12 protein-coding genes are annotated in these 15,996 nt (G+C 62.8%); 8 read left to right on the top strand and 4 right to left on the bottom strand.

Going from position 1 to position 15,996, the window contains the following annotated elements; genetic code table 11:
* Positions 1-120 precede the first annotated feature (120 nt).
* On the top strand, positions 121-1,803 hold the full coding sequence (locus BLW22_RS10095) for an AMP-binding protein (RefSeq protein WP_065924415.1): 1,683 nt from the start codon (positions 121-123) through the stop codon (positions 1,801-1,803).
* Between the two features lie 47 nt (positions 1,804-1,850).
* On the opposite strand, the gene BLW22_RS10090 is transcribed toward BLW22_RS10095, so the two are convergent.
* On the bottom strand, positions 1,851-3,125 hold the full coding sequence (locus tag BLW22_RS10090) for a glucarate dehydratase family protein (protein WP_065947969.1): 1,275 nt from the start codon (positions 3,123-3,125) through the stop codon (positions 1,851-1,853).
* The gene (locus tag BLW22_RS10085; RefSeq protein ID WP_065924419.1) at positions 3,122-4,486 is read right to left on the bottom strand and encodes an MFS transporter; all 1,365 of its coding nucleotides are present in this window, start codon (positions 4,484-4,486) and stop codon (positions 3,122-3,124) included. Before BLW22_RS10085 ends, BLW22_RS10090 begins: the two co-directional genes overlap by 4 nt.
* A gap of 106 nt (positions 4,487-4,592) precedes the next feature.
* On the opposite strand from BLW22_RS10085, the gene BLW22_RS10080 reads away from it, so the two are divergent.
* Positions 4,593-5,495: a LysR family transcriptional regulator gene (locus BLW22_RS10080; RefSeq protein ID WP_065947970.1), complete on the top strand. Its 903-nt coding sequence runs from the start codon at positions 4,593-4,595 to the stop codon at positions 5,493-5,495.
* A 14-nt stretch (positions 5,496-5,509) separates the two neighbouring features.
* Here BLW22_RS10080 and BLW22_RS10075 read toward each other — a convergent pair whose 3' ends face one another.
* Positions 5,510-6,442 carry a helix-turn-helix transcriptional regulator gene (locus tag BLW22_RS10075; protein ID WP_074846008.1) on the bottom strand — a complete coding sequence of 311 codons (933 nt, stop codon included), beginning with the start codon at positions 6,440-6,442 and terminating at the stop codon, positions 5,510-5,512.
* Positions 6,443-6,994: 552 nt separating this feature from the next.
* On the opposite strand from BLW22_RS10075, the gene BLW22_RS10070 reads away from it, so the two are divergent.
* The 4 genes from BLW22_RS10070 to BLW22_RS10055 all read left to right on the top strand — a co-directional run bounded on the left by BLW22_RS10070 (position 6,995) and on the right by BLW22_RS10055 (position 10,927).
* Complete coding sequence (locus BLW22_RS10070) at positions 6,995-8,344, top strand: MFS transporter (RefSeq protein ID WP_065947972.1); 1,350 nt, start codon at positions 6,995-6,997, stop codon at positions 8,342-8,344.
* A 98-nt stretch (positions 8,345-8,442) separates the two neighbouring features.
* Positions 8,443-9,135: a fumarylacetoacetate hydrolase family protein gene (locus BLW22_RS10065; RefSeq protein WP_074846005.1), complete on the top strand. Its 693-nt coding sequence runs from the start codon at positions 8,443-8,445 to the stop codon at positions 9,133-9,135.
* A gap of 42 nt (positions 9,136-9,177) precedes the next feature.
* Positions 9,178-9,936, top strand: a complete 759-nt coding sequence (locus BLW22_RS10060; RefSeq protein WP_074846002.1) for an SDR family oxidoreductase — start codon at positions 9,178-9,180, stop codon at positions 9,934-9,936.
* 34 nt (positions 9,937-9,970) lie between these two features.
* A complete protein-coding gene (locus tag BLW22_RS10055; protein WP_065947975.1) occupies positions 9,971-10,927 on the top strand; it encodes a 2-hydroxyacid dehydrogenase in 957 nt (318 codons plus the stop codon).
* 55 nt (positions 10,928-10,982) lie between these two features.
* On the opposite strand, the gene BLW22_RS10050 is transcribed toward BLW22_RS10055, so the two are convergent.
* A complete protein-coding gene (locus BLW22_RS10050) occupies positions 10,983-12,812 on the bottom strand; it encodes a methyl-accepting chemotaxis protein (protein WP_413038075.1) in 1,830 nt (609 codons plus the stop codon).
* A gap of 489 nt (positions 12,813-13,301) precedes the next feature.
* On the opposite strand from BLW22_RS10050, the gene BLW22_RS10045 reads away from it, so the two are divergent.
* Together BLW22_RS10045 and BLW22_RS10040 are read left to right on the top strand one after the other, a co-directional pair.
* A complete protein-coding gene (locus BLW22_RS10045; protein ID WP_065924418.1) occupies positions 13,302-13,760 on the top strand; it encodes a (2Fe-2S)-binding protein in 459 nt (152 codons plus the stop codon).
* The gene (locus BLW22_RS10040) at positions 13,760-15,991 is read left to right on the top strand and encodes a xanthine dehydrogenase family protein molybdopterin-binding subunit (RefSeq protein ID WP_074845996.1); all 2,232 of its coding nucleotides are present in this window, start codon (positions 13,760-13,762) and stop codon (positions 15,989-15,991) included. Before BLW22_RS10045 ends, BLW22_RS10040 begins: the two co-directional genes overlap by 1 nt.
* The last annotated feature ends 5 nt before the right edge of the window (positions 15,992-15,996 follow it).

Genomic DNA, 15,996 nt, shown 5'->3' with positions numbered 1-15,996 from the left:
TTGCACAACGCTCCGGTGTTTTTGAGCGTTTTGCTCTTATTTATGCGTGCCTATACTCGGTCCAGCCTCTCGGTGCACCCGAAGGGCCAGTCCCCACAACAATAATTAAGGACACCGACCATGACCCAGTCCTTCCTGGCTGCCCGGGATTTTCTGCTCGCGCACCGTACCGACTACGCCACCGCCGCCCGTGACTTTCGTTGGCCGCAACTGGACGCCTTCAACTGGGCCCTGGACTACTTCGATGCCATGGCCGAGGGCAATGCCGCCGACGCGCTGTGGATCGTCGAAGAGGACGGCAGCGAGCAGCGCTACAGCTTCCAGCAACTGGCCGCGCGCTCCAACCAGGTCGCTAACCACCTGCGCGCCCTCGGTGTTCGGCGTGGCGAGCGCGTGCTTCTGATGCTCGGCAACGATGTGGCGCTGTGGGAAACCATGCTGGCGGCCTTCAAGCTCGGCGCGGTGGTGATCCCCGCCACCGCCCTGCTCAACCCGGTTGACCTGCACGACCGCATCGAGCGGGGCCAGGTCCGCCACCTGGTGGTCGGCGCGGCGCATGTCGGCAAGTTCGAGGGCCTGGGCGAAGGTTGCAGCCGCGTATGCGTGGGAGCGGCGCCGACTGGCTGGGTCGCGCACAGCGCCGCCTTTGAATACCCCGAGCGGTTCGAGGCCGAGGGCCGTACCTTGGCCACGGACCCGATGCTGCTGTATTTCACCTCCGGCACCACCTCAAAACCGAAGATGGTGCTGCACAGCCACCAGAGCTATCCGGTCGGCCATCTGTCGACCCTGTACTGGATCGGCCTGCAACCCGGCGACCTGCACCTGAACATCTCCTCGCCGGGCTGGGCCAAGCATGCCTGGAGCTGCCTGTTCGCACCGTGGAATGCCGGCGCCTGCATCTTTATCCATAACGTCGCGCGGTTCAGTGCCCAGGCGTTGCTCGGCGCGCTGGAGAAGTACCGGGTGACCAGCCTGTGCGCCCCGCCCACGGTGTGGCGCATGCTGATCCAGGAAGACCTGGCCAGCTACAAATCACGCCTGAACCTGCGCGAACTGGTGGGCGCCGGTGAACCGCTGAACCCGGAGATCATCGAGCAGATCCAACAGGCCTGGGGCCTGCCGCTGCGCGACGGCTTCGGCCAGTCGGAAACCACCGCGTTGGTGGGCAATACGCCGGGCCAGGTGCTCAAGCCAGGCTCCATGGGCCGCCCGTTGCCGGGCTACCAGGTGGCCCTGCTGGACGCCGACGGCGTACCGGGCACCGAGGGTGAAGTCGCCCTGCCCCTTGAGGTGCGCCCACTGGGCCTGATGCTCGGCTACGAAGACAGCCCGGAGAAAACCGCCGAGGTGATGCGCGACGGTTACTACCGCACCGGCGACACCGCGCAGATCGACGCCGACGGCTACATCACCTTTGTCGGGCGCGCCGACGACGTGTTCAAGGCCTCCGACTACCGCATCAGCCCCTTCGAGCTGGAAAGCGCGCTGATCGAACACCCGGCGGTGATGGAAGTGGCCGTGGTGCCCAGCCCCGATCCGTTGCGCCTGGCGGTGCCCAAGGCGTTCCTGATCCTGGCCCATGACGCCCCGGGCAGCGCCGAACTGGCCGCGCACATCCTCGCCTTCGCCCGCGAGCATCTGGCGCCCTACAAGCGGGTGCGGCGGATCGAGTTTGTCAGCGAGTTGCCCAAGACCATTTCCGGCAAAATCCGCCGGGTGGAGTTGCGGCAGATGGAGGTGGTGCGGCGCCAGAGCGACACACGGGGTGAACAGGAGCACTTCGAAGAAGATTTCAGCTAAAAAAAGCCCGGTGACGCAAGTCACCGGGCAAAACGAAGCGACCAGCTTCAGAAACGCGGTTTGACGGTCTTCCAATCCGGTTGATAGCGCTGCATCTGCTTCACGTCGTCGCGCTGGCGAATGCCGCAGCTGAGGTATTGGTCATGCAGCTTGCCCAGTTGATCAGGGTCCAGTTCCAGGCCCAGCCCCGGTGCGCGGGTGATCTTCACGCAGCCGTCGACAATCGGCAGTTTGCCGCCCTTGATCACTTCTTCGTCCGGTTCTTGCCAGGGGTAGTGGGTGTCGCAGGCGTAGTCGAGGTTGGGCACCGACGCGGCCACGTGGGCCATGGCCATCAGGCTGATGCCCAGGTGTGAGTTGGAGTGCATCGACACGCCCAGGCCAAAAGTCTGGCACATCTTCGCCAATACCTGGGTGTCGCGCAGGCCGCCCCAGTAGTGATGGTCGGCGAGTACGATCTGCACGCTGTTCAGGGCCACGCTGCGGCGGAACTCGTCAAAATCGGTGACCACCATGTTGGTCGCCAGGGGCAAGCCGGTGCGTGTGTGCAACTCGGCCATGCCTTCCAGGCCGGGGGTGGGGTCTTCGTAATACTGCAGGTCGTCGCCGAGCAGTTCGGCCATGCGGATCGAGGTTTCCAGGGACCAATTGCCATTCGGGTCGATGCGCAGCGGCACGCCGGGGAAGGCTTTTTTCAGGGCCTTGATGCACGCCACTTCATGCTCAGGGTCCAGCGCACCGGCCTTGAGCTTGATGCTTTTGAAGCCATAGGTGTCGATCATCCGCCGCGCCTGGGCGACGATCTGTACTTCGTTGAGGGCTTCGCCCCAACTGTCGGGTTTATAGGGCGAGTCGATGTGCTCGGCGTACTTGAAGAACAGGTAGGCGCTGAACGGGATCCGGTCGCGGATCGCGCCGCCCAGCAGGTCCACCAGCGGCACATTCAGTGAGTGCGCCTGCAGGTCGAGAAACGCCACCTCAAACGCCGAATAGGCATTGCTCACTGCCTTGCTCGCATGGGAACCGGGGGCCAGTTCGGCGCCGGCAATGCTCGCGGGTTTGTGCGCCGCCACGGTGGCCTGCACGATGGCGCGCAGTTGGTTGAGGTTGAACGGATCAAGGCCGATCAGTTGATCCTTGACCTGTTGCTGGATCGCCAGCGCCGGGGCATCGCCGTAGCTTTCGCCAAGGCCGATGTAGCCGGTGTCGCTCTCGATTTCGATGATCGAGCGCAGCGCGAAGGCTTCGTGGATACCGCTGGCGTTGAGCAGCGGCGGGTCGCGAAACGCGATGGGGGTGACGGTAACGCGGACGATTTTCAAGAGGCGGCTCCCTGTGGGCCTGGACGCAAGGCATGATGATGAGTCGGTTTGGAGGTGGGCGGCACACCGGGCCGTGGTGCGGTGCGCGCAAAAAACACCACCACCGCGGCCACCAGCGAGGTCGCGGCCAGGCCGTACAGCCCGCCTTCAATCGAACCGGTGGTCTGCTCCAGCAGGCCGAAGGTGGTGGGGGCAACAAAACCGCCGAGGTTGCCGACCGAATTGATCAAGGCAATCACCGCCGCGGCGATGCGCGCATCCAGGTAACCCTGGGGGATCGGCCAGAACAGCGCGGAAGCGGCCTTGAAGCCAATCGCGGCAAAACAGATGGCGACAAACGCAAACACCGGCCCGCCAGTGGTGGACATGAACATGCCGACGGCGGCGATCACCAGCATCAGCGCCACCCACGCCTGCTGGTGTTTCCACTTGCTCGCCAGGGCGGCGAACCCATACATGGCGACGATGGAAATCAACCACGGGATCGAGTTGAACAACCCCACCTGGAAGTCGCCCAGGTTGCCCATTTTCTTGATCATGCTCGGCAACCAGAACGTGGCGCCGTAGATGGTCAGGGCGATGGAAAAGTAGATAAAGCAGAACAGCGCGATCTGCTTGTCGGCCAGCAGCTTGAACATCGACGGCCGCACGCTCTGGGTGGCTTCGCGGGCCGTTTGCTCAAGCGCGATGGCCGTCACCAGCGCGTGTTTTTCTTCGTCGCTGAGCCACTTGGCCTGATGGGGGTGGGACTGCAACCAGAACCACACAAACCCGCACAACAGGATGGAGGCAAAACCCTCGATCAGGAACATCCACTGCCAGCCATGCAGGCTCAAGCCGCTGACGTTGAGCAACGCCCCCGACACCGGCCCGGAAATCACCGAGGCGATGGCCGAACCGCTGAGGAAAATCGCCATCGCCTTGCCGCGCTCGGCGGCCGGCAACCATTGGGTGAAGTAGTAGATGATGCCGGGGAAAAAACCGGCTTCGGCCGCGCCGAGCACGAAGCGCAGGATATAAAAGCTGGTTTCGCCTTGGACAAAGGCCATGGCCATCGCAGCCGCGCCCCAGGTGAACATGATGCGCGTCAACCAGGCCCGTGCGCCGTAGCGCTGCAGCAGCAGATTGGACGGCACTTCGAAGATCGCGTAACCGATGAAGAACAGCCCGGCACCCAAGCCATAGGCGGCGGCGCCAATGCCCAGGTCGGTCTCCATATGGCTGCGCACAAAGCCGATATTGACACGGTCGATGTAATTGACGATGAACATCACCACGAACAACGGCAGTACATGGCGCTTGACCTTGGCGGCTGCGCGGGCGAGCACGCTCGGGTCGGGCGGATTCTGGACGGTATCCAAGGGCAACTCCCAATCATTGTTTTTTTAGGGACGCACCGATGATGGACGCCGGGGATTGTTCCCGTCTAATCTAACTTGGCATTCGATTGATACCTGGATTAGATCAATGTTCGAACTGACGCAACTGCGCTGCTTCACCACCGTGGCCACCGAGCTGAATTTTCGCCGCGCCGCCGAACGGCTGAACATGACCCAGCCGCCCCTCAGCCGACAGATCCAATTACTGGAGCATCACCTCGGCGTAGAGCTGTTTACCCGCACCACCCGCAGCGTTGCCCTCACCGCCGCCGGACGGGCGTTTTTCATCGAGGCGCAGAACCTGTTGGAGCGCGCCCAGCAGGCAGCCGTGACCGCACGGCGTTTTGCCGAGGGCGATATCGGCACGGTGAATATCAGCTTCGTCGGCAGCGCGGTGTATGAGTTTTTGCCCAGGGTCATCGCCGAGGCACGGCTCAAGCAGCCCCAGGTCAGGATCGACCTCTCGGAGATGAACACCTACCAGCAATACGAAGCCCTGCGCGCGCGGCGCATCGACCTGGGCATCGTCCGCGCGCCCCTGCTGGAACCCGGTTATGCCACCGAATGCCTGGTGCGCGAGCCCTTCGTGCTGGCGGTGCCGAGCAGCCATCGACTGGCCAGTGCCGACAGCGTCAGCGTCCACGACCTCGACGCCCAGCCGTTCCTGATGTACGCCCATGCGGCCTACCCGCCGTTCAACGAACTGCTCACCGGGCTGCTGCGCTCGGCCCGTGTCGCACCGGAATACGTACAGTGGCTGGGCTCGTCCCTGACCATCCTGGCCCTGGTCAACGCCGGCATGGGGCTGGCGCTGGTACCGCGTTGCGCCAGCAGTGTGGTGTTCAAGAACGTGGTGTTTCGCGATATCGACCTGGGCGAAGGCGCGCAAAGTGAACTGCACCTGATCTGGCGCGAGAACAATGACAACCCGGCGTTCGCGATGTTGCTGGAGGGGATTCGCAGTGCGGTGCGTGACGGGTGGGCGAACTGACGGCGCGTGCCGACTCAGGTGCCGGTGGGTGATTGCGGCGTGTCAGGGTTGAGCTGCTGGCGCCTGAATTGCCCCGGTGGCTGGCCGTGTATCTGGCGAAAACGTCGGGAGAAATACGCCTCGTCGGCGAAACCGCACAACCTGGCCACCTCACCCACCGGTCGTGTGCCATTGAGCAAATAATTGCGCGCCGCGTGCATCCGGCGTTCAAGCACCAACTCCGTAAAGGTCTTGCCGATTTCCTTGCGCAACCAATGCGTCAGGTAGGTCGGTGACAGGTAAGTCGCCGCCGCCACCTTGATCAGGTTCAGATCGGGGTCTGCAATATTCTTGCGCAGGTACTCAGACATTCTGCTCAGTGCATCGCGCCGACTGACTTCGGCGGCATTCTCTTCGGCCAAGCGCTTGAGCGGTTCGGCATACAACGCGCACACGCGCCCTACCAATTGCAGCAACAATCCCTTGAGCATCTCGCGAGTGCCAAACTGGCGGTTTTCATCCAGGGCGCGCATCTGTTCGATCAAGCCACGGACGATGCCGAAGTCCTCATCGCCGAGGATGAAATCCAGATGCTCCTGGAAGCGGAACGGTGACAACTCGGGCGCCAGCAGGATCGAAACCTCTTCCAGATCCATCGGGTCGCACTGCAAATGCGGCAGCAGGAAGGTCTGGGAGAAATTGATCACAATGAAGTTGCTGTCTGCCGGATGGGGAATCACATGCACCCGATGCGGCAGGATGAACGCCAGCGCATTGCGCGGAAACGGCCGTTCGGCATTGCCGATGTGCTGCACGGTGTCGCCACCCAGGTTGACCTGGATCTGGAAATACTCATGGCGGTGGGGGCTGGTTTCCGCGCGACGGCCTTTTTTGTCGCGGATGTAAAAGTCGGTCAACTCGCTGCGTTGCTGCATGACGTAAGTGGGGACTCGACTGGGTGATGACATTGCCTGAGGCTCCTCGACAGGTACAGGGTCGGGGTGATTGTGCAGGCGGACCGGCGCGGCTTCAATATGTCATCGGATGACAGCCAGGTGTGACGGATTATTTTCACCTGCGTTGGCGATTTTCTCTGTCCAAAAAAATCGGGCGCACCACAAAATAATTAATCATTAAAAAACAATAGATTATTTAAAAAACGCAGCGGTTTTAGCCAAATAAATTAATCCGTTTTTTCTTGGACTCCTGCATTCAAGGCCTTTTCATAAAGAAAAAACGATCTAACGCACGCGTTGATTTTGGAATGTTGTACGACCACTGTAATCACCCATGCAGCCCGAACCTTCCAAAAACAATCAAAAGGTGCGCACCCCATGAACCTGCTTTTTTGCCCTATCCCCCCTCCCCCGGCCCGACCCGTGCGAAGGCATCTCTGAGCGCCTGACAGCGGCTGTTCGCGCCTCCCATTAATGCAGCGATTGCTCTGCCCCGGTACTGGGGGCATCGGCTTCGGCTGCGCGCGAACTTCACGATTCACCTGACAATAAAAAGGTCTACCCATGTCGAACTCGCACCTCTCCCCGTCCACCGCGCCGTCGGTGAGTGCCGGCGTACGGGACGCCGTCCTGCCCCAGCGGCTGCCGACCCGGCGTCGCTGGTTCATGCTGTCGTTGCTGCTGATTGCAACCATCATCAATTACATCGACCGCGTGAACATCTCGATTGCGGCACCGTTCATGGCCAAGGACCTGGGCCTGGACAAGATCGAAATGGGCCTGGTTTTCTCCGCGTTTGCCTGGACTTATGCCCTCGCCCTGGTACCAGCAGGCTTTGTGGCCGACCGCTTCGGCTCCCGGCTCACCTACGGCGTGTCGCTGATCAGTTGGTCAACCGTGACCGTGTGCCAGGGTTTCGCCACAGGGTTTGCATCGTTATTCGGCTTGCGCCTGGCCGTCGGCGCCATGGAAGCACCGGCGTTTCCGGCCAACAGCCGGGCAGTGACGGTGTGGTTCCCGGCCCGCGAACGCGGCATGGCCAGCAGCATCTATGTGTGCGGCCAGTACCTGGGCACGGCTCTGTTTACCGGCGTGCTGCTATGGCTGGCCACCACTTATGACTGGCGCCATGTGTTCTACAGCACAGGGTTGCTCGGCATCGTGTTCGGTGTGGCCTGGCTGTACCTGTACCGCGACCCGTTGAACTGCAAGCGCGTCAGCCAGGAAGAATTGAAGTACATCGAAGGCGGCGGTGGGCTGGTCAAGAGCAGCCAGGAGCGCACCCGCTTCAATTGGCGACAGATCACCGAGCTGTTCGGCTACCGGCAGATATGGGCCATTTGCATCGGCAAGTTCGCCAGCACCTCGGCGCTGTACTTCTTCCTGACCTGGTTCCCGACATACCTGATCGAAGAGCGCAAGTTGACCATGATCAAGGCCGGGATCTTCGCGGTGCTGCCGTTCGTGGGCGCTACCGTCGGCATTCTATTGGCCGGCATCGTCTCCGACTTGCTGATACGCCGTGGCTACTCAATGTCCTTCGCGCGCAAGTTGCCCCTGGTGGTCGGCTCGATGCTGGGCATGTCGATTGTGCTGGTCAATTTCACCGACTCGAACGTGATCTGCATCGCGATACTGACCATTGCCTTCTTTGCCCAAGGCATCGCGTCGTCGTCGTGGGCCGCCGTATCGGAGGTGGCACCGAAGGAGCTGATCGGCCTGACCGGTGGGATCACCAGCCTGGCCGCCAATATCGGCGGGATCGTCACCCCGATCGTGATCGGCGGCATCGTTCACGCGACAGGCTCGTTTGCCTACGCGTTCTGGTTTATCGGCGGTGTCGCGCTGATTGGCACCTTGTCTTACTCGTTGCTGCTCGGCCGCTTGTACCGCATCGAACTCAAGGCGCGCTGAGTCAACAACATGTTTTTCTCCAACACCAGGCCGCAATCGTCCAACTTCACCCATGAATGCCGCCGTAGGCTGCGGCTTCCAACAGGACACTGATAAAAATGACCATGACCGAGTATGTGTTTACCCCCGATCTGCCCGTGACCTTGCCGGTGGCCGGTAGCCTGCAGCGCTTTCCCGTCGGCCGGGTATTTTGCGTCGGCCGCAACTACCCGTGGCCGGATACCCAAGGCCAGTCCCGCCAGCCGCCGGTGTTCTTCATGAAACCGGCGAGCAGCGTGGTGGACGCGACGGGCGAGGTGACGTTCCCGCCGTTGACCGAAGAGTTTGCCCACGAAATCGAATTGGTCGTGGCCATCGGTGAGGGTGGCGCTCATATCCCAGAGGGCCAGGCGCTGGCTTATGTGTGGGGCTATGCCGCCGGCCTGGACCTGACCCGCCGCGATGTGCAGCGCGCAGCCAAAAGCCAGGGCTTGCCCTGGGAAGGCGCCAAGGTGTTCGACGGCGCCGCGCCCATGACCGCCATTGTGCCGGTGACTCACGCCGGGCACCCGAGCGGCGAGTTGTGGCTCAACGTCAATGGCCAGGAGCGCCAGCGTGACAGCCTCGACAGCCAGATCTGGTCGGTCAGCGAGATCATCAGCCGGATCTCCCAGTCGGTATCGCTGCGGGCCGGTGACCTGATCATGACCGGCAGCCCGGCGGGCGTGGATGTGCTGCAACCGGGCGATCTCATCAACGCCGGGATCGACGGCATCGGCCAACTCGAAATGCGCGTCGGCCAGCGCGCTTGAACCCGACACACCTACCCGAGAATGGAAAAAGGAGATAACACCATGTCGAATCTTTTGAAGGTGGCCCTGGTTACCGGCGCCGGCAGCGGAATCGGCCGCGCCGTGGCCCTGGGCTTGATGGCGGACGGTTTCACCCTGGTACTGGCCGGGCGCCGGCCGGAGCCGTTGCAGGCCTTGGCCGAGTTGGCGACCAGCGAAGGCCACGAAGCCTTGGCCGTCCCCACTGATGTGCGCGACCCGGCCAGTGTCGACGCGCTGTTTGCAACCATTGCCGAGGTGTACGGACGTCTCGATGTGGTGTTCAACAACGCCGGGGTCAACGCCCCTGCCGTGCCATTGGATGAACTGACGTTCGAGCAGTGGCGCAACGTGATCGATACCAACCTCAACGGGGTTTTCCTCTGCGCCCGTGGCGCCTTCGGGCTGATGCGCCATCAACAGCCACAGGGTGGACGCATCATCAATAACGGCTCGATTTCCGCGCATACCCCACGGCCTTTCAGCAGCGCCTATACCGCCAGCAAACATGCGGTGTTGGGGCTGACCAAATCCCTGGCCCTGGACGGGCGCGAATTCAACATTGCCTGCAGCCAGATCGACATCGGCAACGCCTTGACCGACATGTCGGTGCGCATGACCAAAGGCGTACGCCAGGCCAACGGCACCATCGCCGTGGAGCCGATGGTCGACGTCAAGCACGTGGCCGATGCCGTGCGCTACATCGCCGCGCTGCCCCTGGAAGCGAACGTCCTGAACATGACCGTCATGGCCAGCGCCATGCCGTTTGCCGGTCGCGGTTAAACCGGCCTTTTTATTCCGTGACACGAGGTTCCCAATGAAACCAGAAGTCTTGCAGCTCAGCCCTATCCTGATCCCTGAAATCAACGCGCGGCTCGATGAGCTGTTTACCGTCAGACGTTACTTCCAGCAGGCCGACAAGCCGGCTTATTTACAGGAACACGGTGCGAACATTCGCGGGGTGATCACCGGCGGGCATACCGGCATCAGCCAGGCGCTGATGGCGCAACTGCCGAGATTGGAAGTGGTGGCGGTCAATGGCGTGGGCACCGATGCGGTGGACCTGGCGTATGCCCGGGATCGCGGGATCCGCGTGACCGCAACGATCGGCGCGCTGACCGAGGACGTCGCCGACCTGGCCATCGGCTTGCTGATCGCCGTGTGCCGTGGGCTGTGCACCAGTGATCGCTATGTGCGTTCGGGCCAGTGGCCGCAGAGTCCGACACCGCTGGCGCCCTTGCCGTTGGCGCGCCAGGTGTCCGGCATGCGCATCGGCATCGTCGGCATGGGTCGGGTCGGGCGGGCAGTCGCCACTCGAGCGGCGGCCTTCGGTTGCCCGATCTGCTACACCGACCTGCAGCCGATGAGCGATGTGAGCCATACCTTCATCGCCGACCTGAAACAGTTGGCCAGCCAAAGCGACGCGCTGATCCTGGCCGCTGCCGCCGACCAGGCTGAAGCCATTATCAACGCCCAGGTGTTGCAGGCATTGGGCAAGGACGGCTACTTGATCAACGTGGCACGCGGCAAGCTGGTCAACGAGGCGGACCTGGTAGCCGCGCTGGCCGCCGGTGAGATCGCGGGGGCGGCCCTGGACGTGTTTGTCGACGAGCCGAATGTTCCCGAGGCGCTCTTCGCCAATGAGCAAGTGGTGCTGCAACCCCACCGCGCCAGCGCGACGCTGCAAACCCGCACGCGCATGGGGGACATGGTGGTGGCGAGTCTGCTGGACAGTTTCGCCGGGAAAAAACCCCAGGGTTGTGTGACGGATTGAGCATTTGATCGTTCCCACCTGCGTGGGAACGATCAAAGCCCCCCTCACCACCGCCTCACGCCACCTTGAACCGATTGACCAGCCGCTGCTGGTGCTCGGCCAAACGCGCCAATTCCTGGCTGGTGATTGCGGTTTGCTCGGCGCCGGCACTGACCTGGATGACCAGGTCGTTGATCTCGTTGACGTTACGGTTGATGTCTTCTGAAACCGCACTCTGCTCTTCGGCCGCCGAAGCAATCTGCAGGTTGCGATCACTGATACTGGCCACGCCTTCGGCGATCTCCAACAACAATTCACCTGCACGTTCGACCTTGCGCGCACCGTCCTGGGCCTTGCCCAGAGTCTCCTGCATGGACGAGCTCGCCCGATCGGAACCACTTTGCAGGTTGCTGATCATCTGCTGAATATTCCCCGTGGACTCCTGGGTCTTCTGCGCAAGTACCCGCACCTCGGACGCCACCACGGCAAATCCGCGCCCATGATCCCCTGCCCGCGCCGCTTCGATGGCCGCGTTCAGGGCCAGCAGGTTGGTTTGCTCGGCAATGCCGCGAATGACGTCGAGCACGGAGGAAATCCCATCGCTTTCCTGCTTGAGTTCGCCAATGATCAGCGCGGTGTCCTCGGCCTGCCCGGAGAGCTGGCGGATCAGGGTGATGGTGCCTTCGATCTCGGTACGTCCTTGGGTGGTGCTGGTATTGACCCGTTGCGACAGTTGCGCCGCATCGTTGGTGCTGTGCGCCACCTCGCGCACGGTGGCGCTCATTTCGTTGATCGCCGTGGCCACCAGTTCAGTGCTTTGGCGCTGCTGCTCGACGCTTTGGCTGGTCTGCATCGTCACGGTTGAAGACTCCTCCGCCGCCGTTGCAACCTGTGCGGTGGCGTTGCCGATTTCCTGCACCACGCCACTGATCTCTTGCGCCATGCGGTTGAGGTTGCGCGAGATCTGACCGAATTCGTCCTTGCTGTCATAAGTCGCCCGCGCGGTGAGATCGCGCTGTGCCAGGTCATTGAGCACGCGGTTGAGGTCGCGCACCGCCGAATCGATCATGCGGATGATCAGCCAGGACAACACCGCCACCGCCAACAGGGCCACGATCACTGCGCCAACGGTCAACCATAGGGCGCGGCGGGCGTCATCCCGCTCGTGCATCGCCAGGCTGCTGACACTTTGGCCCAGGGCTTCCTCCACTTGGCTCATCAGGTCAATGCGTTGGGTAGAGGTTTCAAACCAGGCTTCGGGTTTGATCCCCAGCGCCTGCCCCATCGGCACCTCAAACGCCAGGCGCTGCAACTTGGCGACTTCGACGGCGGCCGGTTGCTGCATTTGCGTATCGAACTGCGCAAGCGAGGCCGCGGGCGCTTTGCGTCGGAACGCATCGTAATAGGCGCCGAACTCGCCCAGGTTGCGGCTGAAGCGCGACAACAGGGCCTCATCGAAATGCCCCTGGCTGAAGACCAGGCCCAGCACCACGCGCTCGCGTCCGGCCCGCTCTTTCATTTCGATAAATTGATTCAGGGCCCCCAGGGCGTAGACGATGGTCGCGTTGTTGACGCTCGCTTCCAGGGAATGGGTGTAACCGGTCAGCACTTGAATGATCTCGGTATACCGCGCGCCGGATTCGGTGCTGTTGATGCTCAGTTTATCGACCTGCCCGCGCATCGCCGGCAACTGGTCCAGGGCCCGCAGGACGTTGTCCAGGTTCGCACCGCCGGAGGTGGACAAACCGCGCACCACCTCGACGGCCGCGCTGGAGTCCCTGCGCATCTGCACCATCCGATCGCCCATGGACTTGCCGCCACTGCCGAGGAACACGCCACTGGCACCACGCTCACGCTGCAAGGTGGTAATCAACTGGCTCAACTTCTGGGCGGTGGCGCTGGCCATCACCGTGGTGTTCATGTCACGCAGCGTTTTGTAGTTGTCCACCACAAACACGCCGGCCAGGGTCAGGAACCCGAGCATGGGCAGTAGCAGAATCAACAACAGTTTCAGACGCAGCGGAGCGTTCTTAAGCATTTCCCTAAAGCCTCATGTCCATGGATCAGACTGGCGCCTGTCACGCCAAGATAGTGGCGCCATAATATCACCCATGAAAACAGCGCTACCGCTCTCGGACGGCCATCTGGAGCCAATAGGGGGTTGTACTGACCCAGATCAATAAACCCTCACAAACCAATCGACTGCCGGCCCCTGTGTTGATCGAGCACCTTGCTTGACTGACTCAATCCTCTCGAATACTTGCCTGATCCTCCGAATGTTCGGTTTTTTCGTAGATGGCCCTTGTGCCCTGATCTAGAGTTCGACAATGGGCGCCCATCGCCTTTCTTATAAGAAACACGCCATCCCGACCGATGATCAGCAGGTGAGCCAGCCATGGAATTACGCATCAACCAAAAAACCTATCAGGTCGACGCCGACGCCGACACGCCGCTGCTGTGGGTGATCCGCGATGACCTGGGGCTGACCGGCACCAAGTACGGCTGCGGCCTGGCCCAATGCGGCGCCTGCTCGGTGCTGGTGGACGGCAATGTCGTGCGTTCGTGCGTCACGCCGGTGGCCGGGGTGGTCGGGCGTGAGATCACCACCATCGAGGCTATCGAAGCCGATGCAGTCGGCAAGCGGGTGGTCAGTGCCTGGGTCGAGCATCAGGTGGCGCAATGCGGTTACTGCCAGTCCGGGCAGGTGGTGGCAGCCACCGCGCTGCTCAAGCACACCCCCGCCCCCACCAATGCGCAGATCGACGCGGCCATGGTCAACCTGTGCCGCTGCGGCACCTACAACGCCATCCATGCCGCCATGCATGACCTGGCCGCCGGGAAGGAGAGCGCCTGATGAACACGCCATCCGTCATCCCTGGCATCACCCTGGGCGAGCCGATCAACCTGTCGCGTCGCCGCTTCCTGGCCAGCACGGCCGTGGGTGCGCTGGTCATCGGTTTTGGCCTGCCGCTGGGCTCGGCCCGAGTGCAGGCCGCTGCCGCCGCAGAACGCGGCACCCAGGTGCCGGCGTTCCTGGAGATTCGCCCGGACGGTACGGTGCGCCTGCTCAGCCCCTTTATGGAAGGTGGCCAAGGCACCCACACCGCCATGGCGCAGATCGTCGGCGAAGAGCTGGATGCCGACCCTGCCACCTTTATCGTCGAAGCCGCGCCACCCGGTGAGGCCTATGTGGTGATGGACAACGGCATGCGCATCACCGGCGGCAGCATGTCGGTGCGCATGAGCTACCCGGTCATGCGCCGCCTGGGCGCCCTCGCCCGCGCCATGCTGTTGCAGGCCGGCGCCGAGCAGCTTGGTGTGCCGGTGGCCCAACTGACCACCCAGCCTGGCCGCGTGGTGCACGCCGCCTCCGGGCGCTCCCTGGGCTACGGCGAGTTGGCCGGCCGCGCCCTGGACATGCCGGTGCCCGACCCGGCCAGCATCACCCTGCGCGACCCGAGCCAGTTCCGCTGGATCGGCAAGCCGGTCAAGCGCCTGGATGCCTATGACAAATCCACCGGCAAGGCGCAGTACAGCATCGACATCAAGGTCGACGGCATGCTCCACGCCGCCGTGCAGCACGCGCCGCGCCTGGGCATGACCGTGGGCAGCCTGCGTAACCAATCCCAGGTCGAAACCATGAAAGGCGTGCACTCGGTGCATGTGCTGCCCGGTGCGGTAGCCGTGGTGGCCGAACGCTGGTGGCACGCCAAGCGTGCGGTGGAGGCGATCCAGGTCGACTGGCAGGAACCGACGGCCGACTCAAAAGTGCGCGGCATGCCCGCGGATTTCTCCAGCGACGGCTTTCGCGATTTTCTCGCGGCCCAGCAAGGTCCGGCCCGTGACGACGAGAACGAAGGCGATGTGGCCGGCGCGTTGAAGAACGCCAAGACCCAGGTCGAGGCCACCTACCACAACCAATACCTCAACCATGCCCAGCTGGAACCACCGTCAGCCCTGGCGCGCTTCAACCCCGACGGTTCGCTGGAGATCTGGCTGCCCAACCAGGCGCCCGATATGTTCCGCGCCGACATCGCCAAGCGCGCCGGGCTCGACCCTGCGCAAGTGACCCTGCACTCGCCGCTGCTGGGCGGTTTTTTCGGCCGGCACTTCCTGTATGACTCGGCCAGCCCCTACCCCCAGGCGATTGCATTGGCCAAGGCGGTGGGCCGTCCGGTCAAGCTGATCTGGAGCCGTGAGGAAGAGTTCCTGCGCGACGTGTTGCGCCCGGTGGCGGTGGTCAAGTTCCGCGCCGCGCTGGACGCCGACGGCCTGCCGGTGGCGATCGAAGCGGTGAGCGCCACCGAAGGCCCCACCGAGGCCATCGCCGGCAAGCAGGGCGAAAAACTCGACCCCACCGCCCTTGAAGGCCTGTCGGGCAAGAGCTACGCCATCCCCAACAAACGCATCGCGCAGATCTACGTCAAGGGCCCGGCCATGCTCGGCTACTGGCGTTCGGTGGGCAATTCGCTGAATGACTTCTTCTACGAAGCGTTCCTTGATGAGCTGGCGGACAAAGGCGGCCGCGATCCCTATGAGCTGCGCCTGCACCTGCTGCGCGACAACCCACGGCTGACCACCCTGCTCAAGGCCGTGGGCGAGTTGTCCGGTGGCTGGAAACGGGGCCCCTACACTGCCGAAGACGGTACCCGGCGTGCCCGTGGCGTGGCCATGGCCTCGCCGTTCGGCTCCCACGCGGCAGTGATCGCCGAAGTGTCGATTGAAAACGGCCAGGTCAAGGTCCACCACATCTGGGAAGCCATCGACCCCGGCAGCATCGTCAACCCGGCGATTGTGCAAGCTCAGGTCAATGGCGCGGTGGCCCTGGGGCTCTCGCAAACCTTGCTGGAAGAAGCGGTGTACGTGGACGGCAAGCCACGGGCGCGCAATTACGACCTCTACCCGATCCTGCCGCCCTCACGGATGGCGCAGGTGCACGTGAAGATTGTCGAGAGTGGCGAGAAGATGGGCGGCATCGGCGAACCGCCGCTGCCCGCCGTGGCACCGGCCGTGGCCAATGCGGTCGCGCAATTGACGGGGCAGCGAATTCGCGGCCTGCCACTAAGCCGATACACCTTCAGCTGACTCAC

Origin of the sequence: Pseudomonas marginalis (genome assembly GCF_900105325.1) — a bacterium.
In the GTDB taxonomy this organism is placed as follows: Bacteria; Pseudomonadota; Gammaproteobacteria; order Pseudomonadales; family Pseudomonadaceae; genus Aquipseudomonas; species Aquipseudomonas marginalis.
The sequence above is the reverse complement of the archived record's forward strand: the minus strand, read 5'-3'. Positions and strand labels throughout refer to the sequence as shown.